Consider the following 16,986-nt stretch of genomic DNA (forward strand, 5'->3'; position numbering starts at 1 on the left):
AATGTTTTTCTATGCGTTTTTCTTACAGATATTTCCTCTATTTAATTTTTATTCTTTTTATCCATTCTTGTGCAACTTTCGAAGCTCAATATGCTAAGGAAGAAGAAAAACAAAATGTCTTACCCTCTAAGGAGATTGATAATATTTTTTATTTGGTTGGTGACGCAGGCAAGTCTCCGATGGGAGGTATGTCAGATGCCTTAAAAGCATTCAATGCACACATAAAAACGGAAAAAACTACAGAAGAAAACTACACGTTATTTCTGGGTGATAATATCTATCCTGACGGCTTACCGGCTAAAGGTGACGAAGGTAGAGCTGAAGCTGTAAACGCTTTAGATGCGCAAGTAAAATCCTTAGAGGGCTTTAAGGGAAAAACTGTTTTTATCCCTGGGAATCACGATTGGTATGCCGGAGGATTAGAAGGAGTAGAACGACAGGAAAAGTATATTGAAGATGCTCTAGGTAAAAACACATTTTTACCTGAAGACGGTTGCCCGCTAAAAGTTGTTGAAGTGAGTGAGACCATAAACCTTATTATTATTGATTCTCAGTGGTATTTGGAGGATTGGGGGAATCACCCTACCATGAATGACGAGTGTGAAATAAAGACAAGGGAGCGTTTATTTTTAGAGATTGCAGGGGAGATAAAAAAATCTGGAGACAAAACAATTGTGTTTGCTATGCATCATCCAATGTACACCAACGGAACACATGGTGGTGAGTTTGCTGCAGCAAAGCATTTATACCCATTACAGAAAAAAATACCGATGCCAATCTTGGCTTCATTAACTGCACAAATAAGAACACAGGGTGGTGTTTCTATCCAGGATAGATACAATGAGCGCTATAATAAATTAATGAAACGGCTAGAGACATTGGTTGTAGCATCAGATCGATTGGTTTTGGTTTCTGGTCACGAACATACATTACAATACAATGAAGCAGGGCGTGTTAAACAAGTGGTGTCTGGCTCTGGTGCTAAAGAGTCGTTTGCAGCATTGAGTAAAACAGGTCAATTTGTGTATGGTGGCCAGGGATTTGCTAAGCTTATTGTTTTTATGGACGGTAGTTCTTGGGTGCAATATTTTAGTGCAGTAAATGGTGTGCCAGAAGTAATGTATACCCGTAAAGTGGTTGAACCTTTAAAAACCAATTATAATATTTCGTCTTTGCCAGACAGCTTCCCTCAAGAAATTGAAGCCTCTATTTATACTAAAGAAGAGACTGATAAATCAGGATTTTATCAATTTGTTTGGGGGGAAAACTACAGGGATATTTATAGCAGAAAAATTAAGGCCAAAGTAGCAACTTTAGACACGTTGTATGGTGGTCTTGAAGTGGTAAGAGCAGGTGGAGGACATCAAACTAAATCACTGCGGTTAAAACACAAAGATGGAAGGGAGCTAAATATGAGGGCGCTTCGTAAAAGTGCTACACAATATATTCAAACCGTTGTTTTCAAGGACACTTATATTAAGGATGAATATGATGAAACCGTTGTTGAAGATATTATTTTAGATTTTTATACAGCTGCCCATCCTTATGCATTTATGGTTATTCCGGATTTAGCGAATGCTGCTAGGCTATTCCATACCAACCCCAAAATCTTTTATATCCCAAAGCATAAAGAACTTGGTGATTATAATCTGGAATACGGAGATGAACTCTATATGATAGAAGAACGTCCTGAGGATAATTATGAAGGAGAGCGTAATTTTGGATATGCAGATGATATTGAAAGTACACACGATATTATTGCCAAAATAAGGGAGGATGAAAAGCACAAGATTGACGAAGAACAATACATAAGATCTAGGCTTTTTGATATGTTGATTGGAGATTGGGATAGGCACCAAGACCAATGGCGTTGGGCACAATTCGATCTTCCAAATGGTGATAATTTGTATAAGCCAATCCCCAGAGATAGGGATCAAGTATTTTCAAATTTTGATGGAGCTTTACTCGATTTGGGGAGAAATATTTCGAGCTCCACAAAACAACTTCAAGTTTATGATGGGGAGTTGAAAAACATTCGCTGGATGAACAGTGCTGGACATAAATTAGATTTAGCGCTGATTCAACAGTCCGATGAATCCGTTTGGCTCGAGCAAGCCAAACATCTTCAAGAATGGATAACAGATGACGTTATAGATGATGCTTTTGATGACGTCCCAGAGGAAATTCAAGATGAAACATTATTAGATATTAAGTCAAAGCTTAAAGCGAGACGCGGTAATTTGTTGGATATAGCTGAACGTTATTCTGCCTATCTAGATGAGCTGATTATCCTTACAGGAACTGATAAAGATGATTATTTTACAATCACAAGAACTGGGAACAAAGAAACCCATATAAACATTGCCAGAATAAAAGATGGAGAAAAAGGTGAGGTTTTGGTAGATAGAACATATAATAAAGATAGAACCAACGAAATATGGGTATATGGACTTGATGATGATGATGTTTTTGAAGTTAATGGAAAGGGAGACAATCCAATCTATATTCGAATAATTGGAGGACAGAATAATGATAGATATATCATTAACGAAGGAAGGGCAATCAAGGTGTACGATCACAAATCAAAACCAAATACGATTGAAAAAAATGAAGGGGGTCATATTAAATTAACGGATGATTACAATTCTAATTTATACGACTTTCAAAAACATATTAAAAAAGGAGGGTTAATAACACCGAGCATTGGTTTTAATCCAGATGATGGGTTTAAGCTAGGTGTTGCATTTCATGTTACCAAAAAAGGATTTGAAAGAAACCCTTTTTCTCAAGAACACCGTTTTAATGGAGGTTACTATTTTGCAGTAGGTGGGTATGAGCTGAATTACCAAGGGGAGTTTGCCCATTTTATTGGAGATTGGAATTTTAAAGCCGGAGCTAAATTCACAAGTAAAAACTTTTCAAGGAACTTTTTTGGCTTTGGAAATGAGACGGTAAATAATGATGATGAATTGGATTTTGATTTTAACCGTGTTAAAATGAGCATTTTTGAGGTTGATTTGGGCTTACTGAAAGAGTCTAGTTTTGGTAGTGACTATGGGATGAAATTAATGCTTCAGGCTATTGAAGTAGACGATACAGACAATAGGTTTATCACTGATTTTGTACCATCACCTAATGAAGAATTTTATGCAAGACGTTATTTTGCAGGCTTTCAAGGGGATTATAATTATCATAGTGCGGATGATGAGATTGAGACGACGAGAGGTATGGATTTTAATATCGCAGGAGGCCTAAAAACAGAGTTAAAAGATTATAAGAGAACCTATGCATACACTAATGCGCATTTAGGTTTTTTTAATGCTCTTAACAGAAATAGAAAATTGGTCTTAAAAACAGATCTCTGGACCCAAATTAGATTTGGTAACGATTTTTTATTTTATCAGGCTGCTAATATTGGCGATGGTGCAGGTTTACGTGGTTACAGGACAGAACGCTTTACTGGTAAAAATTCACTGGTTGGAAGAGCTGATATAAGATATGCTTTTGAGAGCTTTAAAACTAAATGGTTCCCGGTACAGATTGGGATATTTACAGGTGCAGATGTTGGGAGAGTTTGGAATAAAGGTGATTTTTCTAAAAAATGGCATAATGACTATGGTGGTGGATTTTGGGTTGCAGCAGCAAATAGTATAGCAGGTACATTTAACTTTTTTAATGGCGAAGACGGGCTTAGGTTTTCATTTGGTTTTGGTCTTAATTTCTAAGTTTTATGAAAACATATCTAAAGAAAATATCTGGGTACTTGCTAAACTTGAAAAGTAAAATTGCTTTTTACCCAACTATCTTTAGTCTTTTCGGTGCTTTTTTTGCTTTTTTTATGGTTTATGCAGAAAATGTAGGTGTTTCAAAATACCTTGTGGAGCATGTGCCTTGGCTGGTGATTAACAATATTGATACAGCAAGAGTTATTCTTACCACATTTATTGCCGGTTTAATATCCATTATGGTTTTTAGTTTTTCAATGGTAATGATACTTTTAAATCAGGCGTCAAGTAATTTTTCACCACGGGTTTTGCCAGGTTTAATTTCTAATCGAAGGCACCAATATATTTTAGGGATTTACAATGCCTGCTTATTGTATTGTATTTTTACCCTAATAACTATTGAGCCTACAGGAGACACTTATCAATTACCAGGGTTTTCGGTATTGTTGTCGATTTTATTTATGACGACATGTCTAGGAGCATTCATTTATTTTGTCCATTCTATTTCTCAAGAAATCCAAGTCGGCACTATTCTTTCTAAAATATTTTTAAAAGCTAAAAATCGCTTATCCTATTTACTGGAACACGAAAACCAAGATTTTGAAATGGAAGACACTAATGAGTGGATAATTTTAAATTCGATGGAAACAGGGTATTTTCAAGATGCTAATTTTCCTTATTTGCGAAATATCTGTGAGACGAATGACCTAAAAATTGAGACACTTCTCATAAAAGGATCTTTTGTGCTAAAAGGAAATGCAATACTCAAAATCAATAAATCAATCGATGATGAATTAATAGAGGATATTTACGATGCCCTTAAATTTTCTAAAGGAGAACTGATAGAAGAGAATTATGTATTGGCGTTTAAACAAATTACAGAAGTCGCTGTTAAGGCCATGTCACCCGGCATTAATGATCCCGGAACTGCTATTAATGCTATTGACTACCTTACTGAACTGTTTAGGTTAAGGCTAAAAAAAAGAGATACAAGTGTATATCGAAATGACGATGGGCACCCCATTATTTTTATTAAAAGTTTAAATTTTGAAACACTTATGTATTCGGTCATGGCATCTTTGAGAACCTATTGTAAAAATGACGTGCTATTAATCCGGAAATTGTTTCAAATGTTAAGCGCCTTATCCATCGCTGAGGAGCATGCAGAGCCTCAATATAAGAATATCATTATGTCTGAAATGGAAAGCCTGTTATACGACGCAAAGCAAAATATCAATAATGAAAAGGATTTAATAATGATTGAAAAACTCTATGACAAGAGTAAATAATTAGATTTTAATCCTTGATTTTCAGTAGATAGAAATTACCCCCATCAGCGCCTTTACGTTCGTCACTGATTAAAACATTCTTTTCTTTAGGAAAAAAACAGATGCCTTCTTTTTGTGAGTTATGGTTAAAATCTATTTCTTCAATTTTACCATCAAAAAATTGATCTTCGGGATAGTCTTTTAGCAACCACATTTTTTTATGGTTTAATAACACTATTGTGCCGTCGGTTGCAATATCTGCTGAGGTAATTCTAATATGTTTGGATTTAAAATCGTGTTTTAGTACAAATTCTGCTCTATGTTTCCCTTCGATATTTGGGATTTTATATACCGTTGTTTCCTTATGTTCCTTACTAAAAATATAAAAATGATTGTTTAGTAAAAAAAAGGCTTCAAAGTCTCTAGAATTTTTTTTCTTCGGTAGTGTGAATTCTATTTTATCAGCTTTTACGTCTTGTTTTTTCAAGTCATTTTTTGAGACCTTATAAATTGTAAAATGCTGTCTGCTTTCACTATTATTTCCAAAGTCACCGATATAAATATTTCCTTTCTCATCAGACGTGAGGTCTTCCCAATCATCATTTTCGGAATTAATGATGTCAATAGATTTTTCGATTTTTCCCTCATAAGTCAAACCATAAAGGTTGTTAGCATTGCCATTATCTTCTATGACCCAAGCCAAATTAGAACCGTTAACTAATTCAGCTGCTGACACTTCCTTTAAGCCGCTATTTATACTTCCCAGTAGTGTGAGTTTCCCCGTATGACAGGAGATAAGAATAAAAAGGAGTATGATTAGTCTATTGCTGTAGAACATTGTAATTTTATTAAAAATTCAAAATAGCCCAAGCAAAGGCGAATAACAAGATTAATTTCATAATATTTCTTTAAAAATAAATTGAGCAAAAAAAAAGACATTGTCATTATTGGGGGAGGTGCAGCCGGTTTTTTTGCTGCGATTAATATTGCGACTCATAATCCAAGTTTGAGTGTTATTATTCTTGAGCGCGGTAAAACAGGATTACAAAAGGTGAAAGTTTCTGGTGGCGGACGCTGTAATGTAACCCATGCTGAATTTATTCCTTCAGAACTCATTGAGAATTATCCGCGAGGTAAGAAAGAACTTTTAGGGCCTTTTCATACGTTTATGACGGGAGATACTATTGCTTGGTTTGAGGAACGTGGTATTGAACTAAAAATAGAAGAGGACGGGAGGATGTTCCCGATTACAGATAACTCTCAAACCATTATCGATTGCTTTTTGTCTGAGGCCAAAAAAAATAATGTTGAAGTGCTCTATAATACTTCCGTAAAAGATATTTCTTTAAGTGAAGAAACTTTCAGGGTTTCAATAAACCAAGGAGAGATTTTTGCTGATAAAGTTATTGTCGCTACCGGTAGTAACCCGAAAATCTGGAAGCTATTAGAAAACTTAGGGCATAGTATTGTTAACCCGGTACCCTCTCTTTTTACTTTTGATATTAATGATGAGCGAATTGCTGAAATTCCTGGTGTGGTAGTCAAGGATGTATCAGTTCAAGTTGTTGATACAGACCTGCATTCAGAAGGGCCATTGCTTATAACACACGTCGGTATGAGCGCTCCAGCTATATTGAAACTATCTGCCTTTGGTGCTGTAGAACTTGCTGAATGTAATTACAAATTTAGAATTGAAGTCAATTTTATAAAGTTATCTTTTGAAGATGCGGTAAATGAACTAAAGTCAATTAAAAGCACCCTTGCCAGAAAAACAGTTTATAAATTTCCGCAGTTTGAAATTCCTAGGCGGCTGTGGCAAAAATTAGTGTTGGCTGCTAGTATCGATGACCAAAAGCGTTGGGCTGATATTAATAAGGAAGAGATAGAAAGTTTAGCAAATCAACTAACAAAAGCTATTTTTCAAGTACATGGTAAAAGTACGTTTAAAGAAGAGTTTGTTACTGCAGGTGGTGTAGATTTAAAAGAGATTAATTTTAAGACCTTTGAAAGCAAGATTGTGCCGAAATTATATTTTGCGGGAGAGGTTATCAATGTAGATGCGGTGACGGGAGGATTCAATTTTCAAAATGCTTGGACAAGCGCTTATATTGTTGCACAACATATAACCTTATGACATATATAGCACTTTTGCGAGGAATTAATGTCGGAGGACACAGAAAAGTCCCAATGGCAGATTTAAGAGAATTACTTTCTAAAGTGGGATTTGAAAATGTAAAAACTTATATACAGAGTGGTAATGTGGTGTTTCAAACCATCGAGGAGGATGTCCAAAAACTTGAAGAAGCGATAGAAAAAGAGATTGCCTTAACATTTGGTTTTGAAGTTCCTGTGTTAGTAAAAACAAGAGAAGAATTAAACCTTATTTTTGAAAACTGTCCATTTGTAGAAGAGCAGAAAGCAAAAAGCTATTTTATTCTTTTTAAAAAGAAACCCTCAAAGGAATTAATTGATATTGCTTCACAAAAAAAGTACCCAGATGATGATTTTAGGATTGCTAAGGAGTGCATTTATTTGTACCCTTCTAAAGGCTATGGCCAGACAAAATTCAACCTTAAATATTTTGAAAAAATCTTGAATACAGAAGCTACCGCAAGAAACTATAATACCATGCTAAAGTTATTATCTTTGTCCGATATTAATTGAGATGACAGAACAAGACTTTATCTTAAAAGGATTTGATACTAGTGTTGAAAATGGAAAGGTGACATGGGAATCGCCGAGTAATATTGCCTTGGTAAAATATTGGGGCAAGAAAAAAAATCAAATTCCCGAAAACCCGTCAATCAGTTTCACGCTAAGTGAATGTAAAACCATTACTGAGGTTACCTTTTCAAAAAAAGAAGGGAATGATTTTAGTTTTGAAGTATTTTTTGAAGGGGAAGCAAATGAAGCCTTTAAGCCAAAAATTCAAACCTTTTTTGAACGTATAGAGCCCTATGTACCATTTTTGCGACAGTATCATTTCAAAATAGAGACTAAAAATACGTTTCCACACAGTTCGGGCATTGCATCTTCAGCTTCTGGCATGAGTGCATTGGCGTTGTGTTTAATGAGTATTGAAGAACAACTTTCTGTTACTCAGGGTTTGGTCGCTGAGGCTGCTCGAAGCGGCACCGAGAAATCAAATCACTATTTTAACCAAAAAGCCTCTTTTTTAGCAAGATTAGGATCTGGAAGTGCCTGTAGAAGTATTGAAGGGCCTTTAGTGGTATGGGGAAGTCATGAAGAAATAGAACATAGTTCAGACTTATACGGCGTGAAGTTTAACGAGAATATTCATGTTAATTTTGAAAATTATAAGGATACCATACTGTTAGTCGATAAAGGCGAAAAACAAGTCAGTAGCACTTTGGGCCATAATCTTATGCATGGCCACCCATTTTCTGAAAGACGTTTTGAACAGGCACATAATAATCTAAGTGAACTTGCGACCATTCTCAAGAATGGTGACTTAGATCAGTTTATTAACATTGTGGAGAGTGAAGCCTTAACGCTACATGCCATGATGATGACGAGTTCTCCCTATTTTATTTTAATGAAGCCAAATACTTTGGAAATTATAAATTCTGTTTGGAATTACAGAGCTAAAACAGGGTCTAAACTGTGTTTTACTTTGGATGCTGGTGCAAATGTTCATCTCCTTTATCCGGATGCTGAGGCGGAAAAAGTTTTAGATTTCATTAAGACAGAGTTAGTTGCATATTGCCAAAACGGTCACTATATTTGTGATACTGTTGGGTATGGTGCAAAACATTTGTAACTTTACTCATCTCAAATACTATGAAAGGACCACTTTTTTATTCAAAAATTCTGTTATTCGGCGAATACGGAATTATCAAAGACTCTAAGGGATTATCAATTCCTTATAACTTTTACAACGGTGCACTGAAATTAGATGACAATCTATCTGATTCGGCAAAACAATCCAATAACAAACTCAAGCAATTTGCAGATTATTTAAAAAAAATCGATGCGAACTTGGTAGAGTTTGATATAGATTCGCTTAATGACGATATTCAGTCCGGAATGTATTTTGATTCATCAATTCCTCAAGGTTATGGGGTAGGAAGTAGTGGAGCATTGGTTGCTGCTATTTATGACAAATATGCTAAAGATAAAATCACGGTATTAGAGAATCTAACAAGAGATAAATTATTGAAATTAAAGGCTATATTTTCTGAAATGGAGTCTTTTTTTCATGGTAAGTCCTCTGGTTTAGACCCTTTAAACAGTTATTTAAGTTTACCTATTCTTATTAACTCTCAAGACAATATTGAAGCCACAGGGATTCCCTCACAAGCTACAGATGGAAAAGGTGCTGTGTTTTTATTAGACAGTGGCTCTGTTGGTGAAACAGCTCCAATGGTCAGTATTTTCATGGAGAACATGAAGCAGGAAGGATTCAGAAAAATGTTGAAAGATCAATTCATAAAGCACACTGACGCTTGTGTAGAAGACTTTTTGAAAGGAGACGTAAAATCATTGTTTAAAAATACCAAACAATTATCTAAAGTGGTGTTGAATCATTTTAAACCTATGATCCCTAAAGCATTTCATGATTTATGGAAAAAAGGTTTAGAGAGTAATGACTACTATTTAAAATTATGCGGATCTGGTGGTGGCGGTTATATCCTAGGCTTTACCGAAAATATAGATAAAGCTAAAGCTGCTTTAAAAGATCATAAGCTAGAAGTGGTTTATAATTTCTAGGAACCTTCTATGAGATAAACATCCTAAATTGTCTTTATGCCGAACAAAAAGCAAAAGTATTTTTTAAAAAAATTGTTCGGTCTGTTTTCAGTAGTTCGTGGCTATAACATTCTCGTTGTAGTTATTGCACAATATTTAGCCTCAGTTTACATTTTTGCACACGATAAGCCAGTTAAAAATGTACTATTCGATTTGAATTTGTTGATGTTGGTTTTGGCGTCTTCGGCTACTATTGCTGCAGGATACATTATCAATAATTTTTATGATTCAGAAAAGGACTTAATCAATCGTCCACATAAAACAATGCTCGATCGTTTAGTCAGTCAAAACACCAAATTGTCTTTCTATTTTGTCTTAAATTTCTTGGCCATCATATTTGCCAGCTATGTGTCGTTTAAAGCAGTTGTCTTTTTCTCACTTTACATATTTGCTATTTGGTTTTATTCACATCGTTTAAAGAAAATGCCAATGACAGGTAATATTGTCTCAGCTATATTGACAGTAACACCCTTCTTTGCCATTTTCATTTACTATAAAAACTTCGAGACGGTGATTTTTATCCATGCGTTGTTTTTGTTTTTATTGGTGTCCATGCGAGAAGTGACCAAAGACTTAGAAAATATTAAGGGTGATTTAGCACTGAATTATCGCACAGTGCCTGTTGTTTATGGAGAAAGATTATCTAAATTAATGCTTACTATAGTGGCATTATTAACCATCATTACAGCATTAGTACTTGTCTTTTATTTCCAGGTGGGTAGAATGTATTATTATTTTTATGCTAGCGTCATTTTAATGCTACTTTTTGTACTATTATTATGGAAATCAAAGACAAAGACACATTATCTGTTGCTGCACAATACCTTAAAATTTATAATACTTGCAGGCGTGTTTTCAATCACTTTAATAGATATAGATTTAGTTTTAAATAGAATATAATGAATAAGACTTTAAAAATAGCGATGGCTCAAATTGCTCCTATATGGTTAAATAAGGAGGCCACATTGCAAAAAATTGAAAATTCTATAAATGAAGCAGCTGAGTCTAAATCTGAATTAATAGTATTTGGGGAAGCCTTACTTCCTGGTTATCCTTTTTGGCTCGCTCTTACAGGAGGTGCTGAATGGAATACGGCTATAAATAAAGAATTACATGCGCATTATGTGAATAATTCAATTTGTATTGAAAAAGGAGATTTAAATTCCATTTGTCAATTAGCAAAGAAAAATAACATAGCCATCTATTTAGGAATAATGGAAAGACCATTAGATCGTGGCGGCCATAGTATTTATGCTTCATTAGTTTATATTGACTCTACTGGAGAAATACAATCCGTACATAGAAAATTGCAACCCACCTATGACGAACGCCTTACTTGGTCGCCAGGTGATGGAAACGGTTTACAGGTGCATTCCCTTAAAGATTTTACAGTTGGAGGATTAAACTGCTGGGAAAATTGGATGCCCTTACCAAGGGCTGCACTCTACGGTTTAGGTGAAAATTTACATATCGCAGTATGGCCAGGTAGTGACCATAATACTAAGGATATTACCCGGTTTATTGCAAGAGAATCAAGATCTTATGTAGTGTCGGTTTCAAGCTTAATGTCGAGAAATGATTTCCCTGAGGGCACTCCACACTTAGAGGCTATCCTACAAAATGCTCCTGAGACTTTGGCTAATGGTGGCAGTTGCATTGCAGGCCCTGATGGGGAATGGATAGTTGAGCCGGTTCTTAATAAAGAAGGTTTAATTATTAAAGATATTGATTTTAGCCGGGTACTCGAGGAGCGACAAAATTTTGACCCTGTAGGCCATTATTCTAGACCAGATGTTACAAAGTTGATGGTTAATACTGAGCGTCAAAGTACTGTAGAATTTAAATAGGTAAAATCAACTATTGTTGTACCTTTGCCCGCTTAATTATTTGGAAATGAATTTCAAATAGTATATTATAAGGTTATGAGTAGACATCAAGGAAGTAAAGGAAAACGTAAAGTTTCAGGAAGAGGGAGTAGAGCTGCTAATCCTGGTACAGGCCGTGGAGCAACGCCTTCAAATAAAAAATCGAATAAAAATTTTGCTAGGGGGAATGCTCCAGTAAAAAAGAAAGCAACTGCTAAGAGTTCATCAAATCCTGATGAGATTCGCTTAAATAAATACATTGCTAATTCTGGGGTATGTTCTCGCCGTGAAGCGGACGAAAATATTGCCATAGGTCTAGTAAGTGTTAATGGTAATATTATTACTGAAATGGGTTATAAAGTGAAGTTAGATGATGAAGTTCGTTTCGATGGAGCCCGCATTAGTCCAGAACCAAACACCTATGTGCTTTTAAATAAACCTAAGGGATTTGCGACAACAACCGCCGAAGGTAAAGGAAGAACAGTGATGGATTTAGTAGCTAATGCTACCAATGCAAAGATTAGACCTATTGGACGATTAGGACGTAACTCAATGGGGTTATTGTTATTTACTAACGATGAGAAAATCCATAAGAAATTCACCAATTCTAAAAATGGTGTAGCGCGGTTATTTCAGGTTGAATTGGATAAAAATTTAAAGTACGAAGACCTAAAAAAAATACAAGAAGGCTTTAAAGTTGAAGGGAAATTGTTAGAAGTAGAAGAAGTCAGCTATATTGAGGGACAATCCAAGAATCAGGTAGGCATAAAAATTAAAAATACGGGCAACAGTATTCTCAGGACTATATTTGATGAACTAAAATACGATATTGTTAAAATTGACTGTGTAGCTATTGGTCATTTAACAAAGAAAGATATTCCTAGAGGTCATTGGAAACATTTAACCAATCAAGAGGTAAATACGTTGAAGATGCTTTAATCGTGTCTAACGATTAACTTTTACAGTATAGGTTGAAACCAGTTTGTTATCTATAAGTAGGTGGACATCATAAAAGCCTGTATGCTCAAATCTATGTGCTATAGTGAGTTGATCTTCGTCAATAGTTAGGGTTTTTGGCTTAAATTCTCTGTTGTTACTTCCGCTATCTATCATTAACTTTACTTGATCTTCATTTATCGCTGTCAATAATTGATAATTAAAAATAACATTTTCGTTTTTAGAGATTTCATTATGCATCTTTTTTGGGGAAGCGATACCAGTTAAATGCCTATAGGCGCTGCCATATAGAATTGGGGCATCCAAAAAGTCTTGGAAATCCGGTGATTTTTCATTTAATAAAGCCCAGCGTTGTTCAAGTGGAAAATGATTGATAGAAAATAGCTCTGGGCTGGCTAAAAAGTACCCTTCATTAAAATAAAATTCAAATCTGTTGGTTTCAGGATTTGGAATGCCGCTTGCCCATGTAGGGTCTGCCAAATACCATTTTCCGTTAAGTTCTATAACATTCCAAGAATGGTTTGGTGTTGTATCTTCATCGATAGGGGTTGTGCTAGTTTTACCAAAACCATGTACGATTTCGCACTTAAGACCTGCTAAATCCGAAAGTTCTTTCAACAGATAGGCATATCCTGTACAAATGGTCTTTTTCTTGTTGACCATTTTCTTGAATATTATTTTTTTGAATTCCGTATTCCAAGATTCTAGTTTGAGACTATCGTCTTTAAAACGAAAACGTTTCCTCTTATTCCTTACATAGAGACCATAATCGTTTGATAAGTTTGTGCAAATCCATTTAAAAAGGGATCTAAATTTCTCAACATCACTATCCAAGTCAGCAGTTAGTTTGTATGTGAGTTCAGGAAGATTACGAAGACTTTCGTTTTTATTGGCAATAGCAATACTATCTGCCTTTGAAAAATCAACATGCTCAAAATCAGAAATTTGAGCATGTGATTGAAAGATTATGACAAAGCTAAAAATAAGCTTAAATACTCTCATTTTAAAAGTTAGGAGTAGCTGTCTTATTGCTTGTTTTTTGGACGTTTAGACTTGTAGGGCTTCTCAGAAGCAGGTGCACCAAGGATTTCTATTAAGTCGTCGGTCATAGCTATTCTGTAAAAGCTCTTATCGTTTGTGATTTTTATTTCTTGCTTCTCATAGCTTAAATAACTAATAACAAGAACATCATTTGTCTTTAGGGCTCTTGGAAAGGTGAATTCTCCATTTTCATCAGTAGTTGTACCTACATTGGTGCCTTTTAGAATAATATTAGCTCCATAAAGAGGACCATCGTCAGTAGTGACAACACCTTTAATTGTTTTTGCTTGTGCAGTATCTTGTGAGAATGCTGGATTAAAAGAAATCAATGCCATCATTAGAATGCTAAAAAAGCTTAGTGCTTTAAGAGGGTTTGTTCGGGTAAATGCTTGCGTTTTCATAATTTTTTATTTTGATTCATTCAAATCTATAGGTATTAAGGATTAATAAAAAAGAGAAATGAGTAAGAACAACTTCTTGTTACGTCAAATCACCATTTTAGTGAGTAACCCTTTAAAGACTATAAAGTTAAGGAAAATGTCCGTATCATAGTTTAAGAAGAATGTTAATATTTAGGGTTCGGTTAATGTAAATACTCGTTAGGATTAATTTTTTAAACTCTTAGTTTATAGTAAATTTACCATTCGTTCCCACGTAGGTGGGAAACTGTTCAAAAACCATGAAAATAATCTTTGGATTCCTGCTTTCGCAGGAAGTTATATGATTTCACAAAATACCATAGCACAAGTATTTGAAACCGCCCGGGTTGAGGAGGTCATCGGTGATTTTGTACAACTAAAAAAAGCAGGGAGTAACTTTAAAGGTTTAAGCCCTTTTAGTGATGAGCGCTCTCCAAGTTTTATGGTGTCGCCTGTAAAACAAATTTGGAAAGACTTTTCTAGTGGTAAAGGGGGTAATGCCGTAACGTTTTTAATGGAGCATGAGCATTTCACCTATCCTGAGGCCATTAAATACTTAGCTAAGAAATATAATATTGAGATTGAGGAAACCGAGCGTACGGATGAAGAAAAGGAACAGGCAAATACCAAGGAAAGCCTCTATTTGGTGAGTGAATATGCCAATAACTACTTTCAAAAAATATTACACAAAACAGACCAAGGAAAAGCGATCGGTTTGAGCTATTTTAAAGAGCGAGGTTTTAAGGATGAAATGATAAAGAAATTTCAACTGGGTTATGCCTTGGATGAGTGGCAAGCCTTTACAGATGAAGCTCTTAAAAAAGGATATAACATTGATTATCTCGAAGGAACGGGCTTAACTATTGTAAAAGACGAAAAACGATTCGACCGTTTTAAAGGACGCGTCATGTTTCCTATCCATAGTATGAGTGGACGGGTTTTAGGATTTGGAGGACGCATACTAACCAATGACAAAAAAGCAGCCAAGTACCTTAATTCTCCAGAAAGTGAAATCTACCATAAAAGTAAAGTGCTTTACGGCTTGTTTTTTGCCAAGCAAACCATAGCCAAAGAAGATAATTGCTATTTGGTCGAAGGATACACAGATGTTATTCAGTTATATCAAGCAGGGATTAAAAATGTGGTATCATCATCGGGTACCGCATTAACTTCCGAGCAAATAAGACTTATTAATAGGTTAACTAATAATATTACGGTGCTTTTTGATGGTGATGCAGCAGGTATGCGAGCGTCATTACGAGGTATAGATTTAATACTAGAGCAGGGGATGAATGTGAGGGTTTGTAGTTTCCCTGACGGTGAAGACCCAGACAGTTTTGCCAAGTCTAATACCTTGGACGAAATCACAGAATACCTTAATGAAAATTCAAAAGATTTTATTCAGTTTAAAGCGTCTGTTTTAGTTGAGGATTCTAGTAACGACCCCATAAAAAAGGCTGAAACCATAAGAGACATAGTTAACAGCATTGCTAAAATTCCAGATCAGATAAAGCGAGAAGTTTACATACAAGAGTGTGCTCGCATCATGGATATTAGCGAAAATGTACTCTTTAGTACACTCGCACAAATCAGCAAAAAGGAAGCCACCGATGCTAATAAAGCCTATAAAAAACAACAGCAGGCATTTCAAGTTGTAAAATCAGAACCTAAGACCCAGAAAAAAGTTGATATTCAATATGAATTAGAACGAAAAATCATTGAAATCCTCTTGTTATATGGCGAAAAGAAAGAACAGTTTGAAGATTTGGTTCTTAAAGAAGACGAGGTTTCGGGTGATTTAATTTTAGAGCCAGTAATACAGGAAGCTCGGGTTTTCGAGAAAATTTATTTAGATCTTCAAGAAGACGAAATGCAGTTTAGTGATGTCCGTTTTAAGAATTTATACTATTCCCTGATTGATCGTCTTAATCAAGACGAAGAATTTTCTACTAAAAATTTCATCAACCAATTAGACCAGGATATGGCACAAATGGTGACCAGTATTTTAATGGAAGATGAAAAGTACAATCTGCACGATTGGGAGCGCAATCATATTATACCAAAAGAGAAAGAGCATACCATTTCTCAATTGGTAAATCAAACCATATTAAGTCTGCGTTGTTACTTAATAGACCAAAAAGTGGCTGCATTTAAGGACGAAACCTTAAAAGAGGACATTGATAATCAATCAATAATTGAAGATGTTAAAGATTATGTAGGCCTTAAAATGTTACTATCTCGTAAGTTGGGGAAAGTTATTGGTGGCTAAGCCAAATCGTGGTGCTTAGCTTGGTGGATTAAGTCAATAACATTAGTGACATTTAATTTTTTGAACAAACGCGCCTTGTAGGTGCTTACCGTTTTTTCGTTAATCTGTAATTCCTCGGCGATTTCCTTGTTTTTCTTACCGACAGATAGCAATTTTAATACTTCTACCTCTCTTGTAGATAGTTTCTTGAACATACGAGTCCTTGTTCGGCGTGTGTCTTCAAACTTATAATGCTTGTCCATTTTTTCACTGAGATACACTTTTCCTTCAATCAATGTATTTATAGCTTCGGATATTTTGTCGAGGCCTGCTGATTTGTGTACATACCCCGAGGCACCTGCTTTTAAAGTACTTATGGCATAAATTTCCTCTGGCTGACTACTGAGCATTAAAACATTAATATGTTTATGTTCTTTTTTAATAGCTCTAAGTGCTGTAATGCCGTTAAGTTCGGGTAGGTCTATTTCTGAAATAATCATGTCAACCTTGTTCCTGCGCACGAATTCAAATATTTCTATGCCGCTAGATAGGCTGCCAATAACGTTAAGGTTGTCTTGGTTATTTATAAAATACTCAAGACCTTTTCTTACAATTGGGTGATTGTCAACAACTAAAATTTGTACCATGGCCTTAATTTTTAGATGTAATACATCTTGGTTAGTTAAAATAAGT

Annotated in this window: 14 protein-coding genes; 10 read left to right on the forward strand and 4 right to left on the reverse strand. The window is 35.2% G+C overall.

All coding sequences use genetic code 11. The features are described 5' to 3' along the window. Nucleotides 1–11: 11 nt before the first annotated feature. Together ACFEMA_RS06865 and ACFEMA_RS06870 are read left to right on the forward strand one after the other, a co-directional pair. On the forward strand, nt 12–3,725 hold the full coding sequence (locus tag ACFEMA_RS06865) for a metallophosphoesterase (protein WP_411767332.1): 3,714 nt from the start codon (nt 12–14) through the stop codon (nt 3,723–3,725). Nucleotides 3,726–3,772: 47 nt separating this feature from the next. Continuing rightward, complete coding sequence (locus ACFEMA_RS06870) at nt 3,773–5,014, forward strand: DUF2254 domain-containing protein (RefSeq protein ID WP_411767333.1); 1,242 nt, start codon at nt 3,773–3,775, stop codon at nt 5,012–5,014. Nucleotides 5,015–5,021: 7 nt separating this feature from the next. On the opposite strand, the gene ACFEMA_RS06875 is transcribed toward ACFEMA_RS06870, so the two are convergent. Next, entirely contained in the window at nt 5,022–5,831 is an 810-nt protein-coding gene (locus ACFEMA_RS06875; RefSeq protein ID WP_411767334.1) for a hypothetical protein, read from the reverse strand. 81 nt (nt 5,832–5,912) lie between these two features. Here ACFEMA_RS06875 and ACFEMA_RS06880 point away from each other — a divergent pair, with 81 nt between their 5' ends. The 7 genes from ACFEMA_RS06880 (at nt 5,913) to ACFEMA_RS06910 (ending at nt 12,567) form a co-directional block, all read left to right on the forward strand. Further along, a complete protein-coding gene (locus ACFEMA_RS06880) occupies nt 5,913–7,127 on the forward strand; it encodes an NAD(P)/FAD-dependent oxidoreductase (protein WP_411767335.1) in 1,215 nt (404 codons plus the stop codon). Further along, nucleotides 7,124–7,657 carry a DUF1697 domain-containing protein gene (locus ACFEMA_RS06885; RefSeq protein ID WP_411767336.1) on the forward strand — a complete coding sequence of 178 codons (534 nt, stop codon included), beginning with the start codon at nt 7,124–7,126 and terminating at the stop codon, nt 7,655–7,657. The genes ACFEMA_RS06880 and ACFEMA_RS06885 overlap by 4 nt, the downstream gene beginning before the upstream one ends. 1 nt (nt 7,658) lies before the next feature. Continuing rightward, complete coding sequence (locus ACFEMA_RS06890) at nt 7,659–8,774, forward strand: diphosphomevalonate/mevalonate 3,5-bisphosphate decarboxylase family protein (protein ID WP_411767337.1); 1,116 nt, start codon at nt 7,659–7,661, stop codon at nt 8,772–8,774. Nucleotides 8,775–8,794: 20 nt separating this feature from the next. Beyond that, nucleotides 8,795–9,724, forward strand: a complete 930-nt coding sequence (locus tag ACFEMA_RS06895) for a mevalonate kinase (protein WP_411767338.1) — start codon at nt 8,795–8,797, stop codon at nt 9,722–9,724. A 36-nt stretch (nt 9,725–9,760) separates the two neighbouring features. Further along, nucleotides 9,761–10,663, forward strand: coding sequence for a geranylgeranylglycerol-phosphate geranylgeranyltransferase (locus tag ACFEMA_RS06900; RefSeq protein ID WP_411767339.1), 903 nt, complete (start codon nt 9,761–9,763; stop codon nt 10,661–10,663). Continuing rightward, nucleotides 10,663–11,610 carry a carbon-nitrogen hydrolase family protein gene (locus tag ACFEMA_RS06905; RefSeq protein WP_411767340.1) on the forward strand — a complete coding sequence of 316 codons (948 nt, stop codon included), beginning with the start codon at nt 10,663–10,665 and terminating at the stop codon, nt 11,608–11,610. Before ACFEMA_RS06900 ends, ACFEMA_RS06905 begins: the two co-directional genes overlap by 1 nt. Before the next feature lie 75 nt (nt 11,611–11,685). Continuing rightward, nucleotides 11,686–12,567, forward strand: coding sequence for a pseudouridine synthase (locus ACFEMA_RS06910; protein ID WP_411767341.1), 882 nt, complete (start codon nt 11,686–11,688; stop codon nt 12,565–12,567). A 6-nt stretch (nt 12,568–12,573) separates the two neighbouring features. Here ACFEMA_RS06910 and ACFEMA_RS06915 read toward each other — a convergent pair whose 3' ends face one another. After that, nucleotides 12,574–13,587, reverse strand: coding sequence for a hypothetical protein (locus tag ACFEMA_RS06915; protein WP_411767342.1), 1,014 nt, complete (start codon nt 13,585–13,587; stop codon nt 12,574–12,576). Between the two features lie 23 nt (nt 13,588–13,610). Next, a complete protein-coding gene (locus ACFEMA_RS06920) occupies nt 13,611–14,027 on the reverse strand; it encodes a carboxypeptidase-like regulatory domain-containing protein (protein ID WP_411767343.1) in 417 nt (138 codons plus the stop codon). A gap of 319 nt (nt 14,028–14,346) precedes the next feature. Between ACFEMA_RS06920 and dnaG the strand changes: the two genes are divergently transcribed. Next, nucleotides 14,347–16,314, forward strand: coding sequence for a DNA primase (gene dnaG / locus ACFEMA_RS06925; RefSeq protein WP_411767344.1), 1,968 nt, complete (start codon nt 14,347–14,349; stop codon nt 16,312–16,314). Here the strand turns inward: dnaG and ACFEMA_RS06930 are convergent. Then, nucleotides 16,311–16,940, reverse strand: a complete 630-nt coding sequence (locus tag ACFEMA_RS06930; RefSeq protein ID WP_411767345.1) for a response regulator — start codon at nt 16,938–16,940, stop codon at nt 16,311–16,313. The genes dnaG and ACFEMA_RS06930 overlap by 4 nt on opposite strands. Nucleotides 16,941–16,986: the final 46 nt, after the last annotated feature.

This window comes from Winogradskyella sp. A3E31, assembly GCF_046720935.1.
Lineage (GTDB): Bacteria > Bacteroidota > Bacteroidia > Flavobacteriales > Flavobacteriaceae > Winogradskyella.

What these genes read in the sequence shown, in the direction of transcription:
- ACFEMA_RS06885 (WP_411767336.1), top strand. Translation starts at nt 7,124, where the DNA reads ATGACATATATAGCACTTTTGCGAGGAATTAATGTCGGAGGACACAGA.
- ACFEMA_RS06930 (WP_411767345.1), bottom strand. Translation starts at nt 16,940, where the DNA reads ATGGTACAAATTTTAGTTGTTGACAATCACCCAATTGTAAGAAAAGGT.
- ACFEMA_RS06895 (WP_411767338.1), top strand. Translation starts at nt 8,795, where the DNA reads ATGAAAGGACCACTTTTTTATTCAAAAATTCTGTTATTCGGCGAATAC.
- ACFEMA_RS06905 (WP_411767340.1), top strand. Translation starts at nt 10,663, where the DNA reads ATGAATAAGACTTTAAAAATAGCGATGGCTCAAATTGCTCCTATATGG.
- ACFEMA_RS06915 (WP_411767342.1), bottom strand. Translation starts at nt 13,587, where the DNA reads ATGAGAGTATTTAAGCTTATTTTTAGCTTTGTCATAATCTTTCAATCA.
- ACFEMA_RS06890 (WP_411767337.1), top strand. Translation starts at nt 7,659, where the DNA reads ATGACAGAACAAGACTTTATCTTAAAAGGATTTGATACTAGTGTTGAA.
- ACFEMA_RS06920 (WP_411767343.1), bottom strand. Translation starts at nt 14,027, where the DNA reads ATGAAAACGCAAGCATTTACCCGAACAAACCCTCTTAAAGCACTAAGC.
- ACFEMA_RS06865 (WP_411767332.1), top strand. Translation starts at nt 12, where the DNA reads ATGCGTTTTTCTTACAGATATTTCCTCTATTTAATTTTTATTCTTTTT.
- ACFEMA_RS06875 (WP_411767334.1), bottom strand. Translation starts at nt 5,831, where the DNA reads ATGTTCTACAGCAATAGACTAATCATACTCCTTTTTATTCTTATCTCC.
- dnaG (WP_411767344.1), top strand. Translation starts at nt 14,347, where the DNA reads ATGATTTCACAAAATACCATAGCACAAGTATTTGAAACCGCCCGGGTT.
- ACFEMA_RS06900 (WP_411767339.1), top strand. Translation starts at nt 9,761, where the DNA reads ATGCCGAACAAAAAGCAAAAGTATTTTTTAAAAAAATTGTTCGGTCTG.
- ACFEMA_RS06910 (WP_411767341.1), top strand. Translation starts at nt 11,686, where the DNA reads ATGAGTAGACATCAAGGAAGTAAAGGAAAACGTAAAGTTTCAGGAAGA.